Here is a 23,022-nt window from a genome sequence, read left to right as displayed (position 1 = left end):
CTTGTAATCAATAGATTCTCGCTGATATCCTCCGCATTTCACTCTACCCAGAAAAAGCCGCAGCGAATCTCAGTTTCTAAATGGATTCGCTGCGGCTTTACACAATTCCTGCTATTTTCTTAATTCTGCACCAAAAGTTTGTTGAAGGACTGATAATAGCTTATCATGCACCTCTCCAACCTCTTCATCTGTCAATGTATGTTCACCGTGACGATACAGCAGTGAGATCGCAATACTCTTCTTTCCACTCTCTAGCTTGCCACCAGTGTACACGTCGAATACCTGTACGGATTGCAGCAAAGTTCCTCCGTTTGCACGGATGGAAGCTAGCAGATCGCCTGCTGGTACAGTTGAATCTACAACCACTGCAATATCCCGTTCCATACCTGGGAAACGTGGAAGCTCATTATATTGCAGACGGCTTTGCGTGTTATCATACAGCGGCTGCAATAGAATCTCAGCTACATAAGTATCCACTAGATCAAGCTCTCTTTGCAGTTCCGGATGAAGCTGGCCCATAGTTCCAATCTTCACACGACCCTCGTCTCCGACTAAATATACCGATGCGGAACGTCCAGGATGATACCCTTCTGGACTATCTCCCTCGTAGATAATTCTGTCTGTAAGACCCAAATAAGCAAATACAGATTCCAGCGCACCCTTCAAATCAAAGAAATCTACAGGCTGTGCAGAAACGTTCCATTGCTTCACGGTTAGGCTACCGCTAAGCAACAACCCCAGCACCGGCAGTTCACGCGGCTGACGAGTCAACTGTTCTTCATCTGTGAAGAAGACATTGCCGATTTCAAACAACGCTAGATCGCTTTGACGACGGTTGGTATTATAGCTAGCAATATCCAATAGTTGTGGCAGAAGGCTAGTACGCAGTACACTGCGTTCTTCACTCATTGGCATAGCCAATTTAACCGCTTGTGAGCCTTCTGATAACTCAGGGAACATTTTGCTTTGTTTCGGCTGGATGAAGGAGTAACCCATCACTTCCTGATAACCGCCATGTGACAACAGGCGACGCAGTTCACGGCGGAGTGATTGCTTATGCGTCAATGCGCCTGGCGTTGTAACACCTTCAATCAGAGTCGTTGGAATATTGTCATACCCGTACAAACGAGCAATTTCTTCGATAAGGTCAACATCATAGCTGATATCGCCACGTCTAGTTGGCACCTGAACTTCGATCAATCCTTGTGCAGTATCCCCGCATTTGAAATGTAGACGACCAAACAAAGTCTTCACTTCTAGCAAGGACAGATCTGTTCCGAGATAACGGTTCAGCTTCTCCAAGGACAAAGTAAGTACCTTCTCTTCTCCTGCGACTGTTCCTGCTTGCACAATTCCTTCATGCACAGATCCGCCAGCATAACGCGCAATAAGTACTGCAGCGCGATTCAATGCAGGGATCACTGCATTTGGATCCACTTCTTTCTCGAAACGAAGCGATGCTTCCGAGCGAAGTCCCAGTTGACGCGAGGTTTTACGAACGGTTCCTCCGTCAAACTTAGCAGATTCCAGAACGAGATTTACCGTCTCAGCAGTAACTTCCGTATCCTGACCTCCCATTACTCCAGCCAGAGCTACAGCCTTAGCTCCATCAGCGATAACGAGCATATGTGGCTCAAGCTTCCGTTCTTGGCCATCAAGTGTAGTCAGGACTTCACCTTCGTGAGCAAGACGAACGCCGAGTTCTCCGCCTTCTATTTTATCTGCATCAAAAGCATGAAGCGGCTGTCCGTATTCGAGCATCACATAGTTAGTGATGTCAACGATGTTGTTAATTGGACGAATCCCTGCCGCCATCAGACGATTCTGAATCCACAGCGGGGATGCTGCAGGTTTAACACCTGAGATATAACGAACTGCGTAATGACTGCAATGTTCTTCATTCTCAATCTTAACGGAAATAGATTGAGCAGCTGCTCCGCTGATCTCAATCATTTCACTCGCAGGATCTGGTAATTTGATGTCACGTCCAAGAATCGCGCTCACTTCATAAGCAGCACCAATCATACTTAGACAGTCTGAACGGTTCGGAGTCAGATCGAATTCCAGAATTTCATCATCTAGACCCAGCAACTTTGAAATATCTTGACCGATCTCTGTACCTTCAGGAAGTACAAGAATTCCTTCTTGCTGCTCTTTAGGAAGCAATTTATCATTGAGTCCCAATTCTTTAGCCGAGCAGATCATCCCTTGTGATAATACCCCGCGCAGCTTCGCTTTTTTGATATCCAGCCCTGGCAGCTTAGCGCCAACAAGAGCTACAGGAACGGTTTGTCCCGCAGCTACATTCTTTGCGCCACAGACGATTTGCAGATCTTCACCTTGACCTGCATCCACGATACATACGTTCAGTTTATCCGCATCAGGATGCTTTTCTTTCGATTTCACATAGCCGGTTACGATGCCGGAAATCCCTTTATTGCGGCGCTCTACTCCGTCAATTTCAATGCCGGCAGCGGTAATCTTCTCCGCTAGCTTATCGGCGGTTACTCCTTCAATCGATGTATAATCAGCCAACCATCCGGTTGATACTTTCATGTCCGCTCACTTCCTTTATGTTTCAGATGTATTTATCTACTTGCCGTTCGATCTGCTTCCTGTGGGAGTAGTACAATTTAGGATTACTCGATCAAAGCTTCATAACCGTCCTATTTAGAGCAGTCACTACGAAAAATATTGGACTTCCGATCGCTGTTATCCTCAGATTTCCTGATTAAAACCACTTCTCGCGGTAGAAATCCGAGGATAAAGGCGAACGCTGGCGCTTCTACAGTTCCAAAATTTCTCTCCGTTCCTTCTATTAATAGTCTTTTATTAAGCAAGATCAGTAACCCAATTGCTACTTACTCCTAACCCGTCAGCCAGCTCGCCCACCAAAAATCTAAACGCCCTTGAACTGCTTTACAAAACTCATATCGTTGTTATAGAAATGACGGATGTCATCGATGCCGTATTTAAGCATAGCAATCCGTTCAACACCCATACCAAATGCGAAGCCGCTATACTTAGCAGGATCATAGCCACCCATTTTCAGAACATTTGGATGTACCATGCCGGCGCCAAGGATTTCTAACCATCCGCTTTGCTTGCACAGTCTGCAGCCATCGCCGCCACATTTGAAGCAGCTTACGTCCACTTCAACGCTTGGCTCGGTGAATGGGAAGAAGCTCGGACGAAGACGAATGTCTGTATTCGGGCCGAACATTTCTTGTACGAATTGCTGCAAGGTGCCTTTCAGATCACTCATCCGAATGTTGCTTCCAATAACCAAACCTTCAATTTGATGGAACTGGAAGGAATGCGTTGCATCGTCATCATCGCGGCGGAATACTTTACCCGGGCAAATGATTTTAACTGGAACTTCACCGTTCATAGCCTGCATAGTACGAATCTGTACCGGAGACGTTTGAGTACGCATAAGCAGGTCATCCGTTAAATAAAAGGAATCCTGCATATCGCGTGCCGGGTGATTTTTAGGCAGATTTAGGGCTTCAAAGTTATAATAATCGGTCTCCACTTCCGGGCCTTCAGCCACACGGTAACCCATACCAATGAAAATATCCTCAATTTCCTGAACCACTCTGCTAAGCGGGTGAACGCCCCCTTGCTGCATGCGGCGACCTGGCAATGTTACGTCTACTTTTTCAGCCTGTAGACGTTGCTGAGTCTCTTGCTGTTGAAAAGTCTCTTGCTTCGCTCCAATAATCTCCTCAATGGCACTACGCACCTGATTCGCTACTTGCCCGATAACCGGACGCTCCTCAGCACTAAGTCCTCCCATACCACGTAGAACTTCTGTAAGCTCGCCTTTTTTACCGAGATATTTCACTCTTAGGTCATTCAAAACCTGTGGATCCATAACCTCCTGCAACTTAGCCAGCGCTTCAACCTTCAATGCTTCCAACTTCTCTTTCATGGCCGTGTACAGCCCCCTTCAATCATTGTCTAGTTCAACAAAAAAAGGCCTTTCCTCCCGGTAAGGGACGAAAAGACCGTGGTACCACCCTTGTTAGACAAGCTGATCTGTTCCCCTTAAGAGCTTCATTCCCTCTTTTAGCTGGACAGATACCTATCTCACTTTATACAGAAATAACGGTCTGTGACCGGTTTCCCCTACGCTTCCTTACAAGGCAATCTTAAGGAATTCAAGGAACTGCTCCGGAGTGAACTTCGACAGCTCTGTATCCTAGAAACGCTCTCAATCACCGGCGTCTCCTCCCTGTAAGTCAGGCACTGTGTACTCTTCTCCATCACTGCATTTCACAATTCATTCTAATTGTCAGGTATCTCTTTTATGCAAGAGATATGTCTGTTTATTATATGCAAAATCTGTCGTTTTGACAAGTTCAAGCATAATTAGGGCAATTTTTATCTGGCTTTAAGCTGGCTTTAAGGTTCAGAGCCATTTGGGGGACTTTTTTTCAGCTAACGTTCAGCGGAGCTTGATAATTTCCATTATTAAGAAGGCATGGTTGTACTCAATCATAAATCACCTTCAAAATACAAGGACTTTCATACCGGGAGGGAATTACATGCATGCACGAAGAACAAAAGTAGCTGTGATCATACTTAGCGCAGCAGTTCTGAGTCAAGCTTCAGCGTATGGAGCATACGCGGCATCAACGACTACTTCATCCACCAAAACAGCAACTGCCACCACTGCATCCACTCTGGATAAACTCGGCTCGATAGCTTTAAAGAGTAACTTTAGTGTGAAGCTGACCGATGCTGGGTTTTTGACTCAGGATGGCGGCAATATTCTTACATACACCCTCAGCTATAACAATGGGAGCGGAAGCAGCATCAATCTTGTGGACTATTTCTCTAAAGTAACTACTGCCGGAGGAACCGTTATCCAAGGAAGCCCAGTAACCAGCAGTGCAACCATCAAATCTATCCCCTCCAAAAGCAGTCAATCCGTAACCTATTACGCAAACGTCGGTAAATCCACATCTTTAAATGGAGTGAAGATTTCAGTATTCGGTTGGGATTTCAGCAGTACTGATTATCAAAAAAAGCTGGGGACCTTCACCTTGCCTGTGGCTTTTTCACAAGCGGTCGCTAGAGGCCAAAGTAAAAAGATAACCTTGAATAATCAGCCCGTAACAACCAAAACAGAAAGTCTGCAAATTTACAAATATAACGGTAAGGTATACGCCAAAGTAGGTGTGAGCTTAACCAATCAAGGAACCAAAGTGCTAAGTGATCCTGGGCTTAAGGGATACCTCGCATCTGCAGGAGGATCTGTATTTGAATTAACGCTTGATGATACGAGCAGTAACTACAAAGTACAGCCACAGGAAAAAAAGACGATCTACTACATGACGGAAATTCCCTCTTATATGAAGACAGACAATATGACTCTGCAGTTTGCTGGAGAAGATACCTCATTAAAAATTGCTTTGCCCATCGTCACCTATAACCTTCCCGCTGCTACCACACCAGATCTTGTCGTAGCTAGCAATGTCATCAAGAAGCTTACGATCAACAATAATACTGTCGAGACGCAGTTAAAAAGCGCCAATGTCTATGCCGACAACGGCACCGCGAAGTGGACGCTGCAATTTCGAGTAAAAAATAGCGGCAACAAGGCGATTACTTTGCCTGCTTATGAGTTTACCGTTAAAGCCGCTGAAGGATATAGCTTTCCGTTGGACACGAAGGCTTTCGCAAACCTTACACTCAAACCCCTTGAAGAAAAAATAATTGAGCTCAGTGCAGAAGTTCCGTTAACGATAGCTCAAGGAACGCTACAGCTGCAAATGACTGAACCCGCTGTAGAGGGTAAGATCATTTTTCCTACAGCCTATTATCAGATTCCTTACACACTCCAAACTAACAATTGGCAGGATACAGAATACGCGGTGGAGAACAGTTACGGCACGTTTGCTGTCAAGCTTAAGAACATCCAGCGGCTACCTTGGGCAGACAAAGATCAGCTTGTAGCTAAAATCAATATTCGCAACACGAAATCGACCTCTGTGCAGCTTCCTGCATTTACAAGTGTCATTAAAGCTGGTGAGAGTGATATTAGCAGCACTTCCCAAGTCGTCACAGAAAGCACGCAAACCATACTCGGGCCAAATGAATCCGCAGACGTTTATGTCGTGGCCAATGTTCCTTACACCTACCAATTTAATCAATTAAAAATAACGCTGCAAGAAACCTCCGGCGAAAGCAAAAATAATTTTCTTTCTTTAAGTACAAATCAGTTGGACAGCCGTGTTCAGGAAGTTGCAGCACTAAGTTCCTTCCAAATTGACCTTGAAAGTAAAAAAGCAGAAGTGTTAGAGCGCCGGACAACGGTTTATCAGGGTGCGAGCTCCAATATCATGTACACAGAACTGGAAATGAACAGTGAGGAAACACGTAAATCGGAGCAGGCTCAACTCGTAGCTTATTACAAAACGCCTGACAATCAATATTACGAAGCCGAGGTCAACCAGTCTACCACTTCCACGAGCCCTAACGGAAAAAATCTGGTTACCGTCTGGACTAAGCTTCCACTTGGAGTAGATCCTTCTCAGCTTGTTCTTTATATCGGTGAAGGGGTATCCGAAGGAAAACTTACGGCTCCTGGCGGGAAATCAACGGGTTATATCAATACGGTGTCACTGGGTCTAAATAATGTTGCGGTGGAGTCAAAAAGTAATCTTTTGGATGTAGAATCGTTCCCTTATAACCTATCCGTTACAAATGCAGTCGCCACCGTCACTAGTGGAAAAGATACACTAAGCACTGTCCTAACCTACAACCTGTCGAGCAGCACGCTTTACGAATCGGGTACCTATGAGCACAAGCTTGTACTAGAGCTGATCGACCCCTTCGGACAAACGATGGAGAAGACATTAACACTGGGCACAGATCTACCATTAGGGAACTTCAAGTCATACACCACAACATTCACAAGCAATCTTTACAAAACTCTAGGTGGCGGCGCGATCCGATTGAATGTATACGACGAATTCCAAGGTCATCGAAATTTGCTGGGAACTGGGACCTATGTTGTCACTTATCAGACAGCGTCAACGACTTCAAACAACAATTCCACTTCAAACACCGATTCTAGTGCTAACAATCCATCCGACACTTAGTAAACGTGCGAGGGGTGGCCTAAGTTAAAAGAAATTTGATGATCTATGGAGGAAAGAAATGAAGAAGAAAAAAGTGTTGCTCTGGTCCATCGGAGTAGTAGCTGTAGCAACAGCCGGATTGTTGGTGTATACATTTTTACCTGATAAGAGCAGTCAGGCTGCTGAAGTGCCCGTTAATACAGCCACGGTTACGAAGGGCGATATCGTAGTAAATGTATCTGGAGCAGGCTCCGTCACGGCCACAAAAACAGGAAAAGTGAAAACGAAGGAGGCTGGAACCGTAGCTGAGGTGCTTGTCAAAGAAGGCGACAATGTGAAAAAAGGTCAGACATTAATTACCTTCGAAGGCAATGATTTGAGCGACAATCTCAAGCAGGAACAAACCTCTCTTACCTCGCTTGAAGAGGATCTTCAGGACAAGCAGGAGCAGTATAAGAAGCTTGCCGTGGCAGGTGCCTCCGAGGATGAATTAGCCAGTGCCAAACGTTCGATTGAAAAAGCGAAAACGGATATCGCTTCTCAAATCGAAAAAATTGCAGCTGTACAAGAGGATATGATCCCTCCAGATCCCCTAACCGCCCCTATTGACGGAACTGTTACAGCAGTTAACATAGCCAGCGGTGAAAAAGCGATGGATGGCTCTGAACTCATCGATATCACCGATTATGCTAATTTAAGCGTCATAGTGCAGGTGGATGAGCTTGATATTCCTACAGTGAAAATAGGGATGCCTGCTACCATTTCATTGGATGCCCTGCCCGACACTGAATTCAAGGGGAGTGTTACTAAGATTGCCAAGGAAGGCACCGTCTCGAACGGAGTCTCCCTCTTCGATGTTACCGTTGGCTTAACCACCTCCGAAGGCGCCCTTGTAGGGATGTCGGCAGAAGTTTCAGTTACAACAGCTGAGAAAAAAGATGTATTAACCGTACCTATTGAAGCTGTTCAAGAAAGAAATGGCAAGTACACAGTTTCTCTCCCTTTAACAGCGGGTTCAGCGGGTTCAACCGATTCCTCAAAAGCCTCTAGCGAGGGCCAAGCACCGAGGCCTAGCGGGGCTCCTGATGCTCGCGATGGCGCTATGCCTAGTGGAGCGCCTGATGCTCGCGGCGGTACTATGCCTAACGGAGCAGCTGGCACAAGAAACCGTGGAAATAGTAATCAGCGAACAGTTTCCGTCGAAGTGGGCATCCATGATGAGAGCAGTATTGAAATTGTCAGTGGGCTTAATGAAGGAGACAAAGTGATCATCCCTACTGTCATCTCTACCAAAACAGGTACAACTAGTACTGAGATGCAAATGCAAGGTGGCATGGGCGGTATGGGTGGCGCCGGTTTCGGCGGTAGCGGCTTTAGTGGCGGTGGTGGCTTCAGTGGAGGTGGTACTGGTGGCACGGGCGGAGCACCTGGTGGTGGCGGAGGTGGCAGTAGATGAGTGCTTTAACACCACTGATCCAAGTCCAGAATATGACCCATGGCTATACTATGGCCGGAGAAACTATGACAGTTCTAAAAAATCTTTCCTTTACAATCGACTTCGGAGAGTTCGTAGCGATTATAGGTCCTTCCGGTTCTGGTAAATCAACACTAATGAACATGCTCGGATGCCTGGATGTATCGGATGAAGGAAGCTATCTCCTAGACGGACAAGAGGTTCGTAAGTTATCCGACAACAAGCTGGCAGTTATCCGGAATGAGAAGATCGGCTTTATCTTTCAAAACTTCAATCTCCTCCCCAAGTTGTCTGCTGTCGAGAATGTGGAGCTTCCGCTAATATACCGCGGCCTCTCACATCGAGAACGCAGAGAAACAGCGCAGCAAGCACTCCTTAAAGTTGGTTTGGAGGAGAGAATGCATCACCGACCTTCTGAGCTTTCAGGAGGACAGCAGCAGCGTGTAGCGATTGCGCGAGCCATGGCTGGATCTCCCCCGATTCTACTTGCAGATGAACCTACCGGGGCGCTTGATACGCGAACTGGACAAGAGGTCATGCAGATGATACGAGAATTAAATGAGCAGGGTCATACAATCATCCTAATCACACATGACCTCGAAATTGCAAAGCAAGCAAAGCGGATCATTCGTATTCAGGATGGCAACCTCGTAGAAGATCGGAGGAATGCGAGGTGAAATTATTTCAAAGTATGCGGATGGCTCTAAAAAGTATTTACAGCAGTAAAGTAAGAGCTTTTTTAACGATGCTGGGTATTATTATTGGTGTATCATCCGTTATCATCCTCGTTTCTGTGGGGCAGGGAACTACTTCTCAGATTACGGAGCAGCTTAATGGACTCGGAACAAATCAACTGACGGTAAACATCACTGGCCGTGGGGCTACCACCTCCCTCACCTATGAAGAAGCCTTGGCACTAGGAGATATAGAGGGGATAGAAAATGTAGCTCCTGTGATCAGTGGCAACGTTACAGCCAAGCATAATACTGAGAATGTTAGCGTTACAGTTGAGGGCATTACACCTTCTTATGAGGACGTTAAGGATTTTCATGTACAGTCAGGACGTTTCCTGCTTGATATTGATACGGAGTACCGGCAGAAGGTAGCGCTAATCGGCACAGGTACGGCTGAGGATTTATTCGGTACAGATGATCCTGTCGGCCAAAAGGTACAGCTAAACGGGATCAGCTATAAAATCGTCGGTCTTTTGGAAGCAAAAGGCTCTAGTCTAAGTGGCTCCAACGATGATATCTTATTGATTCCTATAGCTACTGCAGAACGTCAGTTAAAAAGCAAAGGCGTACGTTCCATCACAATTGCGACGACTTCAGCAGACACTGTAGCTACCGTAAAAGATAAACTAGAGAGTACACTGGATGCTAAATTTAATTATGCGGATAATGCTTTTAGTGTCTTTGACTCTCAAGAGATGCTGGAAACTGTAAATTCTACGACAGCTACGCTTTCAATGGCACTTGCGGGAATTGCCGGAATTTCTCTGTTTGTCGGGGGGATCGGCATTATGAATATTATGATCGTATCCGTTAATGAAAGAACAAGAGAAATTGGTATCCGCAAAGCAATCGGCGCCAAAAAGCTCGATATTCTCGCTCAATTCATGATCGAATCCATTGTGCTTAGCGGATTGGGTGGGGTGATCGGTGTTGGCATTGGAGTCGCAGGTAGTTGGTTACTAGGAAAGTACACTTCACTTACAGTATCCATTGCTTGGGATATGGTACTGATATCTTTTGTTTTCTCCTTGCTTATCGGCGTGATTTTCGGAATGATGCCTGCGAACAAAGCCGCACGGCTTCACCCCATTCATGCACTACGTAACGAATAGTAACTTCAAGTCAGCTGCCACAGTCATTATTATGACTAGGCAGCTTTTTTAACATAACAGAACGCATATTTTTGGGGCTGAGCTGGGTATCATTTACGAAGGCGTTGGGTAATAGGATTTATGGATTTGAATATAGATAAGGCAATAGGCCCATACCATAATCATTTAAATTTTTTATTATTGATATTTATTTGAGGAAGCGATTGCTCTATAAGTAGGACGTCCTATATACTTGTTGTACTACAAACTGCGATCCACACACAATTTATCTTTCCCATGCCTCAATTCCCACTATGTTACAACACCTCTTTTTTTTACATAATTACTCTCAACATCTTTGCCTGAAAATAAAACACGCCTGCCACAAATGGAAGTTCCGCAGGTTATAGTTAGCAGCAATAAGATTTGTTAAACATCTTATGCGGGGAGAAGATGACCGTGGCTGGATTTTTCGATATCAAAGTAACACGCAAACTAATCTTTATTTTCGCTGCGATCTCCATTCTACTGGTTGGAATTAGTGTAGCTTCTTTACTCTATCTAAATCACACCATTAACAGAATGTCAGATTCTTTATATGAAGATGTATTTGAGAACTCTGAGCTCATACTGAGCGCTGATCGTGATCTGCATCAAGCCGCAATCGCTCTCCACTCCTCCATGAGCTCGAACCTCACTGACGCTGAACGTGATCAGTTCATTCAGGAATTTAAGGACAATAATCAACAAGCACAAGAACGGGTAGGCCTAGCAAGTTCAGACATCAAATCTATCAACAAACCCTACAGTGATTTGAAACAGGCAAATATACTTACTGAATTAGAGAACGAGCTCCATGCCTTCGAAACATCCCTAGTCCTATGGAAGAGTACAGGAAGTAAATTGATAGCTGAACGGATGCAAATCGGATGGGACCCTGCTTCATATCATGCTGTAAGTCTGAACATGCAGTTAAATGAAGTCAGAACTCATCTAGATCAATCAGAAGACCTGATAGACACCTACGCTTTACAAGTAACAGATGGGTTCCAAGATAAAAAGAGTGCACTCTTTGCGCTATACTCATTGGTCTTCTTTATTCTGCTTCTAGTTATTATTTATCTGGGTCGCAAAATCATTTGGCTCAAAAATGAAATGCTGGAGGAACAAACACTCTATCAGCTAATCGGTGAAACCATGTCTGACTTTATTATTTTGACTGATCCTAACGGGTTGATACTATATAGCTCCCCTTCACATTCAAGTATTCTCGGCTATGTTCCTAAAAAGGGTGACCCACTCTCCAACTACATTCGTGAACCGGAAATTGCTTGGGCTAAACTAAAGAGTGTCGTTCAAGGAACCCCTCGTATCTCAGAGCTACGAATGCGTGGAGCTGAAGGGCAATGGGTATGGCTGGAAACGAAGGTGTCGCCTGTTCGGGGAAGCAATAATTTCCCAGCACAATTTATGTTAGTGTCCCGTGAAATTACACAACGGAAGCAATACGAAGAACGATTACATAAGCTAGCCTTCTATGATCATTTAACCGCGATTCCCAACCGTGCTCATTTCAAAATGTACATGGAGAATCTCATCAACCAACCCGAGGAACGGAGAAAGAATATTGCACTCGCATTGCTGGATTGTGACAGATTCAAGCAGCTAAACGATACCTTAGGACATCTGGCCGGAGACGAATTTCTCCAACTGCTCTCTCGAGAGCTTTTGCAAACGGTTAAAGGTGTAGGCCAGGCGTTCCGGATTGGCGGTGATGAATTCGCGGTGGTACTGCACCGATTTACTTCTCCAGAAATGTTAGATGAAATGCTACAACGGTTGCTTAAGTTATTCAACAAATCTTGGTCTATTGACAATGGATCTAGCTTCCACACCTCCGCAAGTATTGGTGTAGCCCTATTTCCTGAGCATGGAGGCAGTATTAATGAACTTCTGCGTGCCGCTGATCTAGCTATGTACCTTTCCAAAGACCATGGAGGGAATGAAGCTAATCTCTACTACGAGCTTTTAGATGTAGGTTTATCCAACCAGATCATCGGAAAACCATAAGATCAACAAAAAGAGCTGTTCCGGGGTACAACTAACCCTGAAGCAGCTCTTTTTTATTTTTTTAACTGGTTAACTGCAGATGATCATCTGAGATCCCATCATTCTCCTGATCACGATCTATAACCATGACCTTGATCAGCTCTTCATCCTTGGAACAATCAATGAAGCGATCGCCATCCCCATCTTTCTCTTCCCAGTCATTAAGTCGTAATATATACCCGATAGAATCGGTATCTGGCAAGACCTCAATTCGTGCAACTGCACGCCCATCCTCCATATACCGAAAGTCGCATTGTCCGTCCTGAATTCCTGTATCCCAAACCCAAAGATTCCAGCCTTGATATTTCCCATCTGGCCGCTCATAGTGTACTTCGATAATTTTGGACCGCGGTGCTGGCTCACCACATTCATCATAGAGCACCATCATCGACAAGCCTTCAATTTCCACTTCGCTACCTGCGACCTTCCGGAATGCTTCTGTCCCCGCTCGGGTATGATCCACTACCACGTTCCAACCGTTGTTAGCTTCAGGAAGAGATAGCTTTACTCGATCATTATTGGCATTAAAGATGACTGTTATATTGTTCCAGAGGTCGCCTCCTGCATGATTTCTAAGCAGGTACGACACGATCCCCCCATCACAGCGCAGAAATTCCAGCGAACGCTCAATTTCCTGCCGACCATGTAGACGAAATGCCGGATGTGTACGCCGCAGTTCGATCAAACCTTTATAATATTGAAATACAGGCTTAAACATACTCTTCATGTTCCAGCGGATCGCGTTAATCGTATCACCGCTACGATAGCTATTATGATCTCCAAATTTACTGCGCAGTAGCTCATCACCGGCATGCAGGAATGGAATCCCTTGCGAGGTCAGGATGATTCCATTTGCAAGTAGGGATCGGCGCACGGTCTCATTGCTAAGAATATTCTCCAGATCTACATTCACGTAAGGATTAGCCCGTGAAACGGCATCCTGAGATCCCCCTTGAACGGTAAGCACCTTATCCCATAAATTCAAATTGTCATGGGCCGTTACATAGTTCACCGATTCCACTGGGGAGTCTGTAAATTCGTGGATGGCTCCTTTGATTCCGGCTGCAATAGCCCCTTCTTTGCCGTATTCCCCTGTAATGAATCCCCGTCCCCATCCATCACTATCACCTTTGATCGCGGAACGAAAGTTATCATTGAAGACAGCATATCCTTTCCCCCGCTGCACACCTTTTAGCGTCTTTGTTGCCAGTGGAGAATCTCCACCTGTCCAAGGCTCGCCATATAACAGCAGATTAGGATTCACCTCAAGTCGAAGCTCTTCCGTTATTTCACGCATGGTCACACTATCCATCAGACCCATAAGATCAAATCTGAAGCCATCAATATGATACTCCGTAGCCCAGTAGGACAACGAATCCTTAATATATTTGCGTACCATCGGACGCTCTGTAGCCAGCTCGTTACCAACTCCCGAGCCATTAGATAAACGTCCCAAGAAATCACGGCGATAGAAGTAATCTGGGACAAGCGGCTCGAAGGGGCCCTTCTCCACAGCGTACGTGTGGTTGTAAACCACATCCATAATCACTGAAATCCCACGACTATGCAAAGCCTGAACCATTTCTTTAAATTCCCGGATCCGTAGACCTGGATCGGTAGGATCAGTGCTATATGATCCTTCCGGTACATTATAATGCTGAGGATCATATCCCCAATTGTAGTCGGTATGTTCAATGGACGAACCACGATTTATTACACTTAACTCATCTACGGTCTGGAAATCAAACACGGGCATCAGATGTACATGGGTGATACCCAATTCAACCAGATGATCAATACCTATTTCATTTCCTTCCGGATCTCTTAAGCCAAATTCGGTAAATGCTTTGAATTTGCCCTTATAGTACATGCCAGAGCTCTCATGTGAGGAGAAGTCACGCACATGCAGCTCATAAATAACCGCGTCTGCAGGATGCTGCAATGGAGGAGAAACGTCCTTCTCCCAATGCTCTGGATGGGTCCTACGCAAATCAACGATTGCTGTTCTTAAACCATTTGCCGATACGGCTGTTGCATAAGGATCTACTGCTTCCGTCACATTTCCATCAGCAAATACAGCACGGTACATATAATATTTCCCTTTTAAATCACCTGATAACTTAGTCTGCCAGACTCCGCCGTTCTGACGCTGCATATATATAATACGCCCACTATCTGTAGAGCTCGGATCAAATCCAATGTTACGTTGATTTCCATCTGTTTCGTACATAACTAGAGATACAGCAAAAGCAGTAGGTGCCCAAACTTTAAATACACTGTACTCCACCGAGTACGTCAAGCCCAGGTCTTTACCTTCATAGACCTCTAACATTAATTCTGTATTTATAACATTTTTACTCATGAGTTAACACCATCCTATGGCTCCCTGGCTAACTTATAGGGATGCTTATAAGTCCAAATATTTCCAATTTAGATCATATTAATACTTGCACAGCTCTGCAAGTCGGTAAAGGAGTATAAACTTTCTATGGATTCATACTATTATTATATGTAAGACATATTTACAGGTTTGGGTTCCTTACCGACTTTATACTCATCACTATTACTATCGGCATAGACATCTGTGCAATAAAGCAAATAAAAAGTGAATTTAATTATTCTAAATTGAGTATAACGCTCACGTATGAACTTAAGCCAACGTAAGAAATAAAATTATCGATATACACACAAAAAAACCGACCTCCAAACATCGGAAGTCGGTAATAGTAGTTGGAACGTTATAAAACGTTTAACGGAGTAATGCATATGGAAATAGTTAGTTAGTGATGCTTTGAACAAGTGCAGCTACTTCTTCAGCAGTGCCAAGTTGCAATGCTTTTGCAGCCAGTTCCTTCATGTCGGCAGCCGACAATTTAGAAATTTGACTACGTGCTGGTAGAATTGACGTTGCACTCATACTGAATTCATCAAGGCCAAGACCTAGTAAGAGTGGAATCGCTGTTGCGTCCCCAGCCATCTCACCGCACATTCCTGTCCATTTACCTTCTGCATGCGCTGCATCAATTACATTCTTGACCAGACGCAGGATGGCCGGATTGTATGGCTGATACAGGTAAGACACCCGTTCATTCATACGGTCAGCAGCCATTGTATATTGAATAAGGTCATTCGTACCAATACTGAAGAAATCAACTTCCTTTGCGAACTGGTCAGCCAGTACAGCAGTGGAAGGAATCTCAACCATAATGCCGAGCTGAATGTTGTCAGATACTTCCTTGCCTTCTTCACGAAGCTTCGCTTTCTCTTCAAGCAGAAGATCACGAGCTGCACGGAATTCACCAAGTGTTGCGATCATAGGGAACATAATGCGAAGATCCCCATGAACACTTGCTCTCAGTAAAGCACGCAGTTGCGTACGGAAAATATCTTGACGATCCAGACAAAGACGAATCGCACGGAATCCTAAGAAAGGATTCATTTCCTTTGGAAGATCCAGATACGGAAGTTCTTTGTCGCCACCGATATCAAGTGTACGTACGACTACCGGTTTGCCTTTCATATTCTCAAGCACAGTACGATAGGCGTTATATTGAATTTCCTCAGAAGGCAGCTTATCGCGGCCCATGTATAGAAACTCAGTACGATACAAGCCTACACCTTCGCCACCATTCTCAATTACACCATTGACATCGTTTGGTGTACCAATGTTAGCCGCCAGCTCCACGTGCTTACCGTCTGCAGAAATCGTTGGTTTATCACGAAGTTTCTTCCACTCTGCAATTTGCAAGTCGTAAGCTTCCTGCTTGCGAACGTACTCTGCCACTTCTGCTTCACTAGGATTAATAAGAACGTCACCGTTCAGACCATCGACAATCACTAGATCCCCAGAATTCACTTCTGTCATGACATTCTTAGTTCCAACTACCGCTGGAATTTCCAAAGAACGTGCCATAATCGCGGAGTGTGACGTACGTCCACCAATGTTTGTTGTGAAGCCTTTAACATACTTGCGATTTAGCTGTGCTGTGTCAGAAGGTGTTAAATCCTCAGCGATAACAATAACCTCTTCATTGATTTCTGCAGGACTAACATAATGAATACCCAGCAAGTGGTTCAGCAGGCGTTTGGTCACATCACGCATGTCAGCTGCACGTTCTTGTAAGTAAGCACTCTTCATGTTTTCGAACATTTCAATGAATTGTGTAGCTACTTCGTTTAGTGCATAGTCCGCGTTAACCGATTCCTGACGAATTTTATCAATTACGGGATTAATCAGCTCAGGGTCCTCAAGAATCAGCAGATGGGATGCAAAAATCTCTGCTTTCTTCTCTCCTAGTTCTGCTAAAGTACGCTCTTTAATGGTCTGCAGTTCAGCACTTGATTTAGCTAGTGCGTCATTCAACTTGGCGACTTCTGCTTCAGGATCACTGATATTAGTTTTTGTAATTGTATAATCCGGATGTTTCAGGATAAAAGCACGGGCTACTGCAATCCCTGCTGAAGCCGCGATTCCTGAAATTTTATTCATGGATTTCCCCTAGCCCTTCTTTAATCATTACATCAGAAAGTGCGCTCAGAGCTTCAGCTTCTTCGCTACCTTCAGTAATCAGAGACAAAGTGTCTCCAGCTTCTAGACCCAATGACAATACGCCAAGGATAGATTTCAATGTAACTTTTTTGCCTTTTGCTTCTGCAAAAGCTTCCGTACCTTTGAATTTCGTAGCTGTATTTACCAAGGCAGTTGCCGGACGTGCGTGAATTCCATCTTCATCGATAATTCTGAATGTTGTTTGCATAATATTATCCAACTCGCTTTCTTTTAATAGAATATTTTTAAATTTATAGTGAAGGCTTCGCTCCCTTTAATGTTTAAAGGAAGCGTCCACCCTTGCACTTTTACTGAATGGTAATAATATCCTTATCACCAATAGATACCTTACCTGGCTTCTTCAAGGTTACGGAAGAGCCTTCTGGTAAATTGGAAAAAATAACAGGTGACATTACTGATGGTGCATGTGCTTTTACATATTCTAAATCCACTTCCATGATCGGCTGTCCAGCAGCTACAAGGTCGCCCTCTTCGACTAGAACTGTAAAGCCTTGACCTTTAAGCTTAACTGTATTAACCCCTATATGAACGAGCACTTCCTTACCTCCATCGGACATAATGCCGATCGCATGCTTGCTCGGGAACACATTAAACACTTTACCGTAGACCGGTGAAGCAATCTTTCCATCATCGGATAAGAAAGCAAAACCATCACCCGTCATTTTTTGGGAGAATACTGCATCAGGAACCTCAGTGATATCCACTAGTTCACCATTTACCGGAGAGACGATATCTTCTTTGATAATCGCTTCACCAGCTTCACCTGCCTGCTGTTCTTCTTCAGGCTGTGGCGTAGCCGCTACCGGCGTTGGTGCAGGTGTCTTCCCGCTAATTACATCTTGAATCTGAGATTTAATGGTATCGGAACGTGTGCCGAAGATCGCTTGAATGTTATTACCCACCTCAAGCACACCTGATGCACCTAACTTCTTCAGACGAGTCTTATCCACACCTGATTTATCTTTAACCTCCACACGAAGGCGGGTAATACAAGCATCCAGATGAGCGATGTTCTCTTTACCACCCAGCGCAGACAAGATGTTTCGTGGTAAATCATCACCCGTTTTAGAAACGGCTTCTGTGTTAGTATCTTCAACCTCACCCGTATCCTCTTCACGACCCGGTGTCATCAGATTGAACTTCCGAATAACAAAGCGGAATCCGAAGTAGTAAATTACGGCAAGGGCAAGACCTACTGGAATTACGAGCCACCAAGCCGTACGGTTCGGGATAATACCAAAGAGCACGTAATCAATAAAACCTCCAGAGAAGGTCATACCAATCTTGACATTAAGAATATGCATGGTCATAAAGGACAAACCTGCAAAAACAGCATGTACTGCGAACAGCAATGGAGCTACGAACAAGAATGAGAATTCAAGCGGCTCTGTAATCCCTGTCAGGAATGAAGTCAATGCTGCGGAAAGCATCAAACCTCCGACAAGTTTTTTATTATGAGGTTTAGCTTCATGATAAATGGCCAAAGCAGCTGCTGGAAGACCGAACATCATGAAAGGATACTTACCTGTTGTAAATGTTCCTGCTGTGAATTCTACGCCATCACGAAGCTGCTGCATGAAGATCCGTTGGTCACCACGAACCAATTCCCCAGCTTTATCTACGTAGGTACCAAATTCATACCAGAACGGAGAATAGAAGATGTGATGCAGACCAAAAGGAATAAGCGAGCGTTCGATTGTTCCGAAGATAAACGCTGCGAGCGTTTTATTCGTATCAATCATACTTTGTGATACATAGTTCAGACCGTGTTGAATTGGCGGCCAAACTAAGGTCAATGCCAGACCAAGAATCAAAGACGTTACCGCAGTCATGATCGGAACGAAACGTTTACCTGCGAAGAAACCCAGGTAGGATGGAAGTTCGATTTTGAAGAATCGTTTGTACATGGACGATGCCAATATACCGACGAGTATACCTCCAAATACCCCCGTTTGCAGTGTTGGAATTCCTAAGACGCTAGCATAGGAAAAGTCGCCTTGGCTCAGGATATAATCATTGACGCCAATTACAGTACCCATCGTAACATTCATTACGAGGAAACCAATAATAGCGGCTAGACCAGCAACACCCTCACCACCGGATAAACCGATGGCAACACCCACGGCAAATAGTAAGGATAAATTATCAAATACAATTTGCCCTGAGTTCATCAATACGTTCGCAATTGCCTGAACTACATCGTTCTCAAGTGCCGGAACGTATTGTAGAAAATCGGGGTTTACCAGCATGTTTCCTATTCCAAGGAGCAGACCGGCTGCTGGCAGTATGGCTACTGGGAGCATCAGCGCTTTACCGACTCTTTGTAAAACGCCGAAAAGCTTTTTGAACATCATGGTCACTTCCTTTCATTATTCACATTTTCAGTAAAACAGATGCCAAAAAAGGCATGAGCAACACAGTATAAAGGTTGTTATCTAACGCTAAGGTTAGATTACCCCAAGATGGGGACTAGCAACCAAAATACTGTAAATCACTCATGCCTGATCGAATCAGTTACACGCTTGGTATTCTGTTTTAATTAGGACACCGATATTGTAGCACCGTTTTTTTGTAGTGACAAGCTTTTTTTTAAATATAAGAAAGTATAAGTTTCACTTTATACATTATCCTTATATTTCTCGCTTCGTCTCCATACCCACTTCATCCTCTTTCTTCTGGGCAAGACGTTGCAAATGAACTGTCAAATAACTGACCTCTGCTGGATACACAGGAATTCGTACTCGGTTCTCAATCACCTTAGTTAATTGCCAAGCCAAGGTATACATTTCGGGATACTCTCGTTTCATAAGACCATCCAGCGTAGAAGTCTCCCGCACTGATTCTCCACGACGCAGTCTTTCTAGAACAAATCGTAGATGAGTCACCAACCGCGAATAATCAAGTGAATCACGTGGAATTCGATATTCGAGATTATTCTCTACGATTCCGATCAAATCACCAATTAAAAGAGAATGCTGTCTGACCTCGGAAATTTGTCTATTACTCAGCGCGCTAACGATATGAAGTGCAACAAAACCCACCTCATCTACAGGCAATTCCACGCCCATGCCTTCATTAATCCGCTCAATCGCATACTCTGCCATCTTATACTCTTCAGGATAAATTTCCTTAGTCTCATACAGAAACGGATTATGAATTGGGATATCTTGTTCATAACGCCGTATAGCAAATGAGATATGATCAGTGAGTGCAATATGAACATGCTCATTAAGTGGTTGACTACTGCTATGCATAATATATAACAAAATTTCATGTACAATCTCAATCAACTTCTCATCCACTTGGGGAAGAAGCTGTTTATATTGTTCCTGTTCTTCCTGGCTGCGAAGAATAAACATCTTCTCCACGGAGGATAGATCAATCCGATCATGCAATTTTCGGTTAAACCCTATTCCTTTGCCAATCACTACAACCTCGGAATATTGGGGATGGTCTGCAATAATAACGTTGTTATTTAACACCTTTGCTACAGTTATGCTACTCATTTTTGACACCTCTTTTATTTCTAAACACCTGACTTCCAAGCAGCAAACGCAACATGAAACGGTACGATTAAAAAACTCTCGCTACCATCATATCATCAACATTCCGATATTAGAAGAACACTCTGCGTTCTATTTCACCCGAAAGGTTCGACTGGAGAACCTGTATACCAACGTCACGGCAATAACCATATAAGCAATCGTTCCCGCAAGAACAACTAGCGTAAATAGTGACGATGCTTTTGGAAATCCGATACAAGCGATGCTTAGTCCCAATACAATGCTGTTGACGATAAAAAAGAACGGATTTTTCATATTTAGCTCCGTGCTGTACGGTTGAAAGATATAATACATGAACAAATGGTGCACTGAGAAGAACAAGGAAAGACAAAGAATCGTTACCCAAAAGATCACCGCATCCATAAAACCCCAATCTGCACCAGAGAGCAGAAACAGCAGAGTACATGCTAAACAAATGGCGACAGCAGGAATAAGATTAAGGCCACTCAATTTAATTAGACGAATCTTAAAATTGTCTAGAATCGCAGCTTGTTCACGATAGAATCCATAGCGCAACAAGCTTAGATCACAATTGTAAAACATCGCTTTGCATACGCGCTCACCTATAGAGGTATAGTTCATTATAAATACAAAAAAGGGAAGTCCACCGAGCAGATATGCTGTAAATTCGGACGAAGTCTCCGGCGAAATAAGCATCATTAGGACAGCCACTATAAAGAGCACACCAATGATCGTTAAACGCCTCTGGATGGGTTGAATCAACAAGCGTTTATGCCTGGAGAAAAAAATAGCATTTAGGTAGGCGTAACCTGTCTTTCCTTGAAAAGCTTTCCCCTTAAGTTCTTCCGACGAAAAGTCCTTCTCCTTGGTCTGAACATCTGCCACCCTCGCTTCTTTCATCATCCGGTTCATATCCAGCAATGGATCATCTATCTTGGTAACGACATCTACAGCACTGCGATAGTTAGGATATTTCCCAATATACACAGCTGCAATTCCTCCAAGTACAACAATCACAAGACTCACGGGGACACTAAATCCTGTCGCATCATTTACAAAAGCATACCCTAGATAAAGGGGCAAATAGGCAAGTAGGCCACCTAGTCCAATCACCGACCATACCCAGCTCATCTTTTTAACTAACACAATTTCTTTTTTGTCAAAAAACCAAAGATTTAGCGCCTCGGTGACTATTCTCCAGGCCGTTAACAGTAGTGTAAGCCATACGCCATGCCACAGCGGTGCCCCAAAAATCCCCGCAAACACGGTTAATGCCGGAATAAAATATATAAAGAACGTTAGCCCTTTAAGCAAAAGCGTAGCATGCATATACTGTTTAGCCGGAATTCTCATCAGCTTCACACATATATATTTATCCCGTTTGGGCTCTAATATAAATACATTCGAAACCGCAGCCACTATAAAGCTCAGAACTATAAAAATATGTAAGAACAATGCATACTGTTCGGCGAGCGACAATTCTTTGTGTGTAAGGACGATTGGTAAATAGATCACAATTCCCAAATAGGCGAACTTGCCTAAAAACCCCCACACTACCTTCAATGCAAGTACTATCCCAGCGAAGACTTGTTTTAGTGCAATGTTAGAGTAAATATCCCCTTTTAAAAGTTTGCCAAGAACAGGCAGCTTTTTGAAATAGTAAATCAGCCGATTGGCTCCGGACGAACCTCTAATCCTCTGAATGCTGCGAAGTGTACTAATCATTGTTGCCATCCTGAAGTAAAGCTATAATTTGCTCCTCAAATTCTGGACTTTGCAGAGTTTCACGCGGAATTTCTTGAAGGGTTCCATGATTTAGAATAACTAACTCGTCACATAAATCGGCGGCTAATTGCAAAATATGCGTAGAAAAAATAATGATATGATCCTGCTTCATCTCACGCAGCAATTTCTTGATCTCAAGAGCCACAACCACGTCAAAAGAAGTTAAAGGCTCATCTAATAAAATCAAAGGCGGGCGAGTAATGATAAAGCAGAGCATTTGAATTTTATTCTTCATCCCGTGGGAATAACCTTTAATCAGTCGGTGCCGATCTTCTTCCTCAAACTTAATAATTGAAAAATAATCTTCAATGCTTTTATTCGGATCGATCTTCTCACGGTTGATGTCCATATAAAACTTTACGAACTCATAACCTGTCAGAAACTCAGGCAAAATGGGTAGGGAAAATACATATCCGATGTCCTCGTCACGAAGCGGACGGGCACTATCCTTATCACCAATAAAGGCAGCTCCGCTATCCATTTGGATCTCACCACTCAAACAATTGAAAAGTGTGGTTTTACCTGCTCCATTCCGTCCAAGCAGCCCGTAGATCTTCCCTCTTTCAAAGGTGAAATCTGCATCTTTAATCACCTGTTTACCATCGAAGCTTTTATGGATATGATCTAAAATTAGTTGCACGCTC

The 23,022-nt window shown here is 44.0% G+C and carries 14 protein-coding genes and 1 other annotated feature; of the genes, 5 read left to right on the top strand and 9 right to left on the bottom strand.

What is annotated here, in order from left to right; genetic code table 11:
* Nucleotides 1–111: 111 nt before the first annotated feature.
* Together pheT and pheS are read right to left on the bottom strand one after the other, a co-directional pair.
* Nucleotides 112–2,556: a phenylalanine--tRNA ligase subunit beta gene (gene pheT / locus MKX35_RS30195; protein ID WP_076284230.1), complete on the bottom strand. Its 2,445-nt coding sequence runs from the start codon at nucleotides 2,554–2,556 to the stop codon at nucleotides 112–114.
* Nucleotides 2,557–2,899: 343 nt separating this feature from the next.
* A complete protein-coding gene (gene pheS / locus MKX35_RS30190; RefSeq protein WP_076300018.1) occupies nucleotides 2,900–3,934 on the bottom strand; it encodes a phenylalanine--tRNA ligase subunit alpha in 1,035 nt (344 codons plus the stop codon).
* A gap of 60 nt (nucleotides 3,935–3,994) precedes the next feature.
* Nucleotides 3,995–4,281, bottom strand: a binding site (T-box leader).
* A gap of 269 nt (nucleotides 4,282–4,550) precedes the next feature.
* Here pheS and MKX35_RS30185 point away from each other — a divergent pair.
* The 5 genes from MKX35_RS30185 (at nucleotide 4,551) to MKX35_RS30165 (ending at nucleotide 12,460) form a co-directional block, all read left to right on the top strand.
* The gene (locus MKX35_RS30185) at nucleotides 4,551–7,112 is read left to right on the top strand and encodes a hypothetical protein (protein WP_076300019.1); all 2,562 of its coding nucleotides are present in this window, start codon (nucleotides 4,551–4,553) and stop codon (nucleotides 7,110–7,112) included.
* A 58-nt stretch (nucleotides 7,113–7,170) separates the two neighbouring features.
* Nucleotides 7,171–8,547 carry an efflux RND transporter periplasmic adaptor subunit gene (locus tag MKX35_RS30180; RefSeq protein WP_076300020.1) on the top strand — a complete coding sequence of 459 codons (1,377 nt, stop codon included), beginning with the start codon at nucleotides 7,171–7,173 and terminating at the stop codon, nucleotides 8,545–8,547.
* On the top strand, nucleotides 8,544–9,242 hold the full coding sequence (locus MKX35_RS30175; RefSeq protein WP_042186162.1) for an ABC transporter ATP-binding protein: 699 nt from the start codon (nucleotides 8,544–8,546) through the stop codon (nucleotides 9,240–9,242). Before MKX35_RS30180 ends, MKX35_RS30175 begins: the two co-directional genes overlap by 4 nt.
* Nucleotides 9,239–10,411, top strand: coding sequence for an ABC transporter permease (locus MKX35_RS30170; RefSeq protein ID WP_143759518.1), 1,173 nt, complete (start codon nucleotides 9,239–9,241; stop codon nucleotides 10,409–10,411). Before MKX35_RS30175 ends, MKX35_RS30170 begins: the two co-directional genes overlap by 4 nt.
* 438 nt (nucleotides 10,412–10,849) lie before the next feature.
* A complete protein-coding gene (locus MKX35_RS30165; RefSeq protein WP_076284233.1) occupies nucleotides 10,850–12,460 on the top strand; it encodes a diguanylate cyclase domain-containing protein in 1,611 nt (536 codons plus the stop codon).
* A gap of 61 nt (nucleotides 12,461–12,521) precedes the next feature.
* Here MKX35_RS30165 and pulA read toward each other — a convergent pair whose 3' ends face one another.
* From pulA to MKX35_RS30130, 7 genes are all read right to left on the bottom strand, one after another.
* Nucleotides 12,522–14,861, bottom strand: coding sequence for a type I pullulanase (gene pulA, locus MKX35_RS30160; RefSeq protein ID WP_076300021.1), 2,340 nt, complete (start codon nucleotides 14,859–14,861; stop codon nucleotides 12,522–12,524).
* Between the two features lie 414 nt (nucleotides 14,862–15,275).
* Complete coding sequence (ptsP, locus tag MKX35_RS30155) at nucleotides 15,276–16,988, bottom strand: phosphoenolpyruvate--protein phosphotransferase (protein ID WP_076284235.1); 1,713 nt, start codon at nucleotides 16,986–16,988, stop codon at nucleotides 15,276–15,278.
* Nucleotides 16,981–17,256 carry an HPr family phosphocarrier protein gene (locus MKX35_RS30150; protein WP_076284423.1) on the bottom strand — a complete coding sequence of 92 codons (276 nt, stop codon included), beginning with the start codon at nucleotides 17,254–17,256 and terminating at the stop codon, nucleotides 16,981–16,983. The genes ptsP and MKX35_RS30150 overlap by 8 nt, the downstream gene beginning before the upstream one ends.
* A 100-nt stretch (nucleotides 17,257–17,356) precedes the next feature.
* Entirely contained in the window at nucleotides 17,357–19,420 is a 2,064-nt protein-coding gene (ptsG, locus tag MKX35_RS30145; protein ID WP_076284236.1) for a glucose-specific PTS transporter subunit IIBC, read from the bottom strand.
* A 279-nt stretch (nucleotides 19,421–19,699) separates the two neighbouring features.
* The gene (gene glcT, locus MKX35_RS30140; protein ID WP_076300022.1) at nucleotides 19,700–20,575 is read right to left on the bottom strand and encodes a glucose PTS transporter transcription antiterminator GlcT; all 876 of its coding nucleotides are present in this window, start codon (nucleotides 20,573–20,575) and stop codon (nucleotides 19,700–19,702) included.
* 129 nt (nucleotides 20,576–20,704) lie between these two features.
* Nucleotides 20,705–22,318, bottom strand: coding sequence for a hypothetical protein (locus MKX35_RS30135; RefSeq protein ID WP_076300023.1), 1,614 nt, complete (start codon nucleotides 22,316–22,318; stop codon nucleotides 20,705–20,707).
* On the bottom strand, nucleotides 22,311–23,018 hold the full coding sequence (locus tag MKX35_RS30130; protein ID WP_076300024.1) for an ABC transporter ATP-binding protein: 708 nt from the start codon (nucleotides 23,016–23,018) through the stop codon (nucleotides 22,311–22,313). The genes MKX35_RS30135 and MKX35_RS30130 overlap by 8 nt, the downstream gene beginning before the upstream one ends.
* Nucleotides 23,019–23,022 lie beyond the last annotated feature (4 nt).

Origin of the sequence: Paenibacillus sp. FSL R5-0923, from assembly GCF_038009145.1 — a bacterium.
In the GTDB taxonomy this organism is placed as follows: Bacteria; Bacillota; Bacilli; order Paenibacillales; family Paenibacillaceae; genus Paenibacillus_AQ.
This window is presented reverse-complemented; position numbering and strand designations above follow the sequence as displayed.

Coding starts and splice junctions, on each gene's coding strand:
- pheS (WP_076300018.1), bottom strand. CDS start 3,934: ATGAAAGAGAAGTTGGAAGCATTGAAGGTTGAAGCGCTGGCTAAGTTG.
- MKX35_RS30135 (WP_076300023.1), bottom strand. CDS start 22,318: ATGATTAGTACACTTCGCAGCATTCAGAGGATTAGAGGTTCGTCCGGA.
- MKX35_RS30175 (WP_042186162.1), top strand. CDS start 8,544: ATGAGTGCTTTAACACCACTGATCCAAGTCCAGAATATGACCCATGGC.
- MKX35_RS30180 (WP_076300020.1), top strand. CDS start 7,171: ATGAAGAAGAAAAAAGTGTTGCTCTGGTCCATCGGAGTAGTAGCTGTA.
- pulA (WP_076300021.1), bottom strand. CDS start 14,861: ATGAGTAAAAATGTTATAAATACAGAATTAATGTTAGAGGTCTATGAA.
- glcT (WP_076300022.1), bottom strand. CDS start 20,575: ATGAGTAGCATAACTGTAGCAAAGGTGTTAAATAACAACGTTATTATT.
- MKX35_RS30150 (WP_076284423.1), bottom strand. CDS start 17,256: ATGCAAACAACATTCAGAATTATCGATGAAGATGGAATTCACGCACGT.
- ptsG (WP_076284236.1), bottom strand. CDS start 19,420: ATGTTCAAAAAGCTTTTCGGCGTTTTACAAAGAGTCGGTAAAGCGCTG.
- MKX35_RS30185 (WP_076300019.1), top strand. CDS start 4,551: ATGCATGCACGAAGAACAAAAGTAGCTGTGATCATACTTAGCGCAGCA.
- ptsP (WP_076284235.1), bottom strand. CDS start 16,988: ATGAATAAAATTTCAGGAATCGCGGCTTCAGCAGGGATTGCAGTAGCC.
- pheT (WP_076284230.1), bottom strand. CDS start 2,556: ATGAAAGTATCAACCGGATGGTTGGCTGATTATACATCGATTGAAGGA.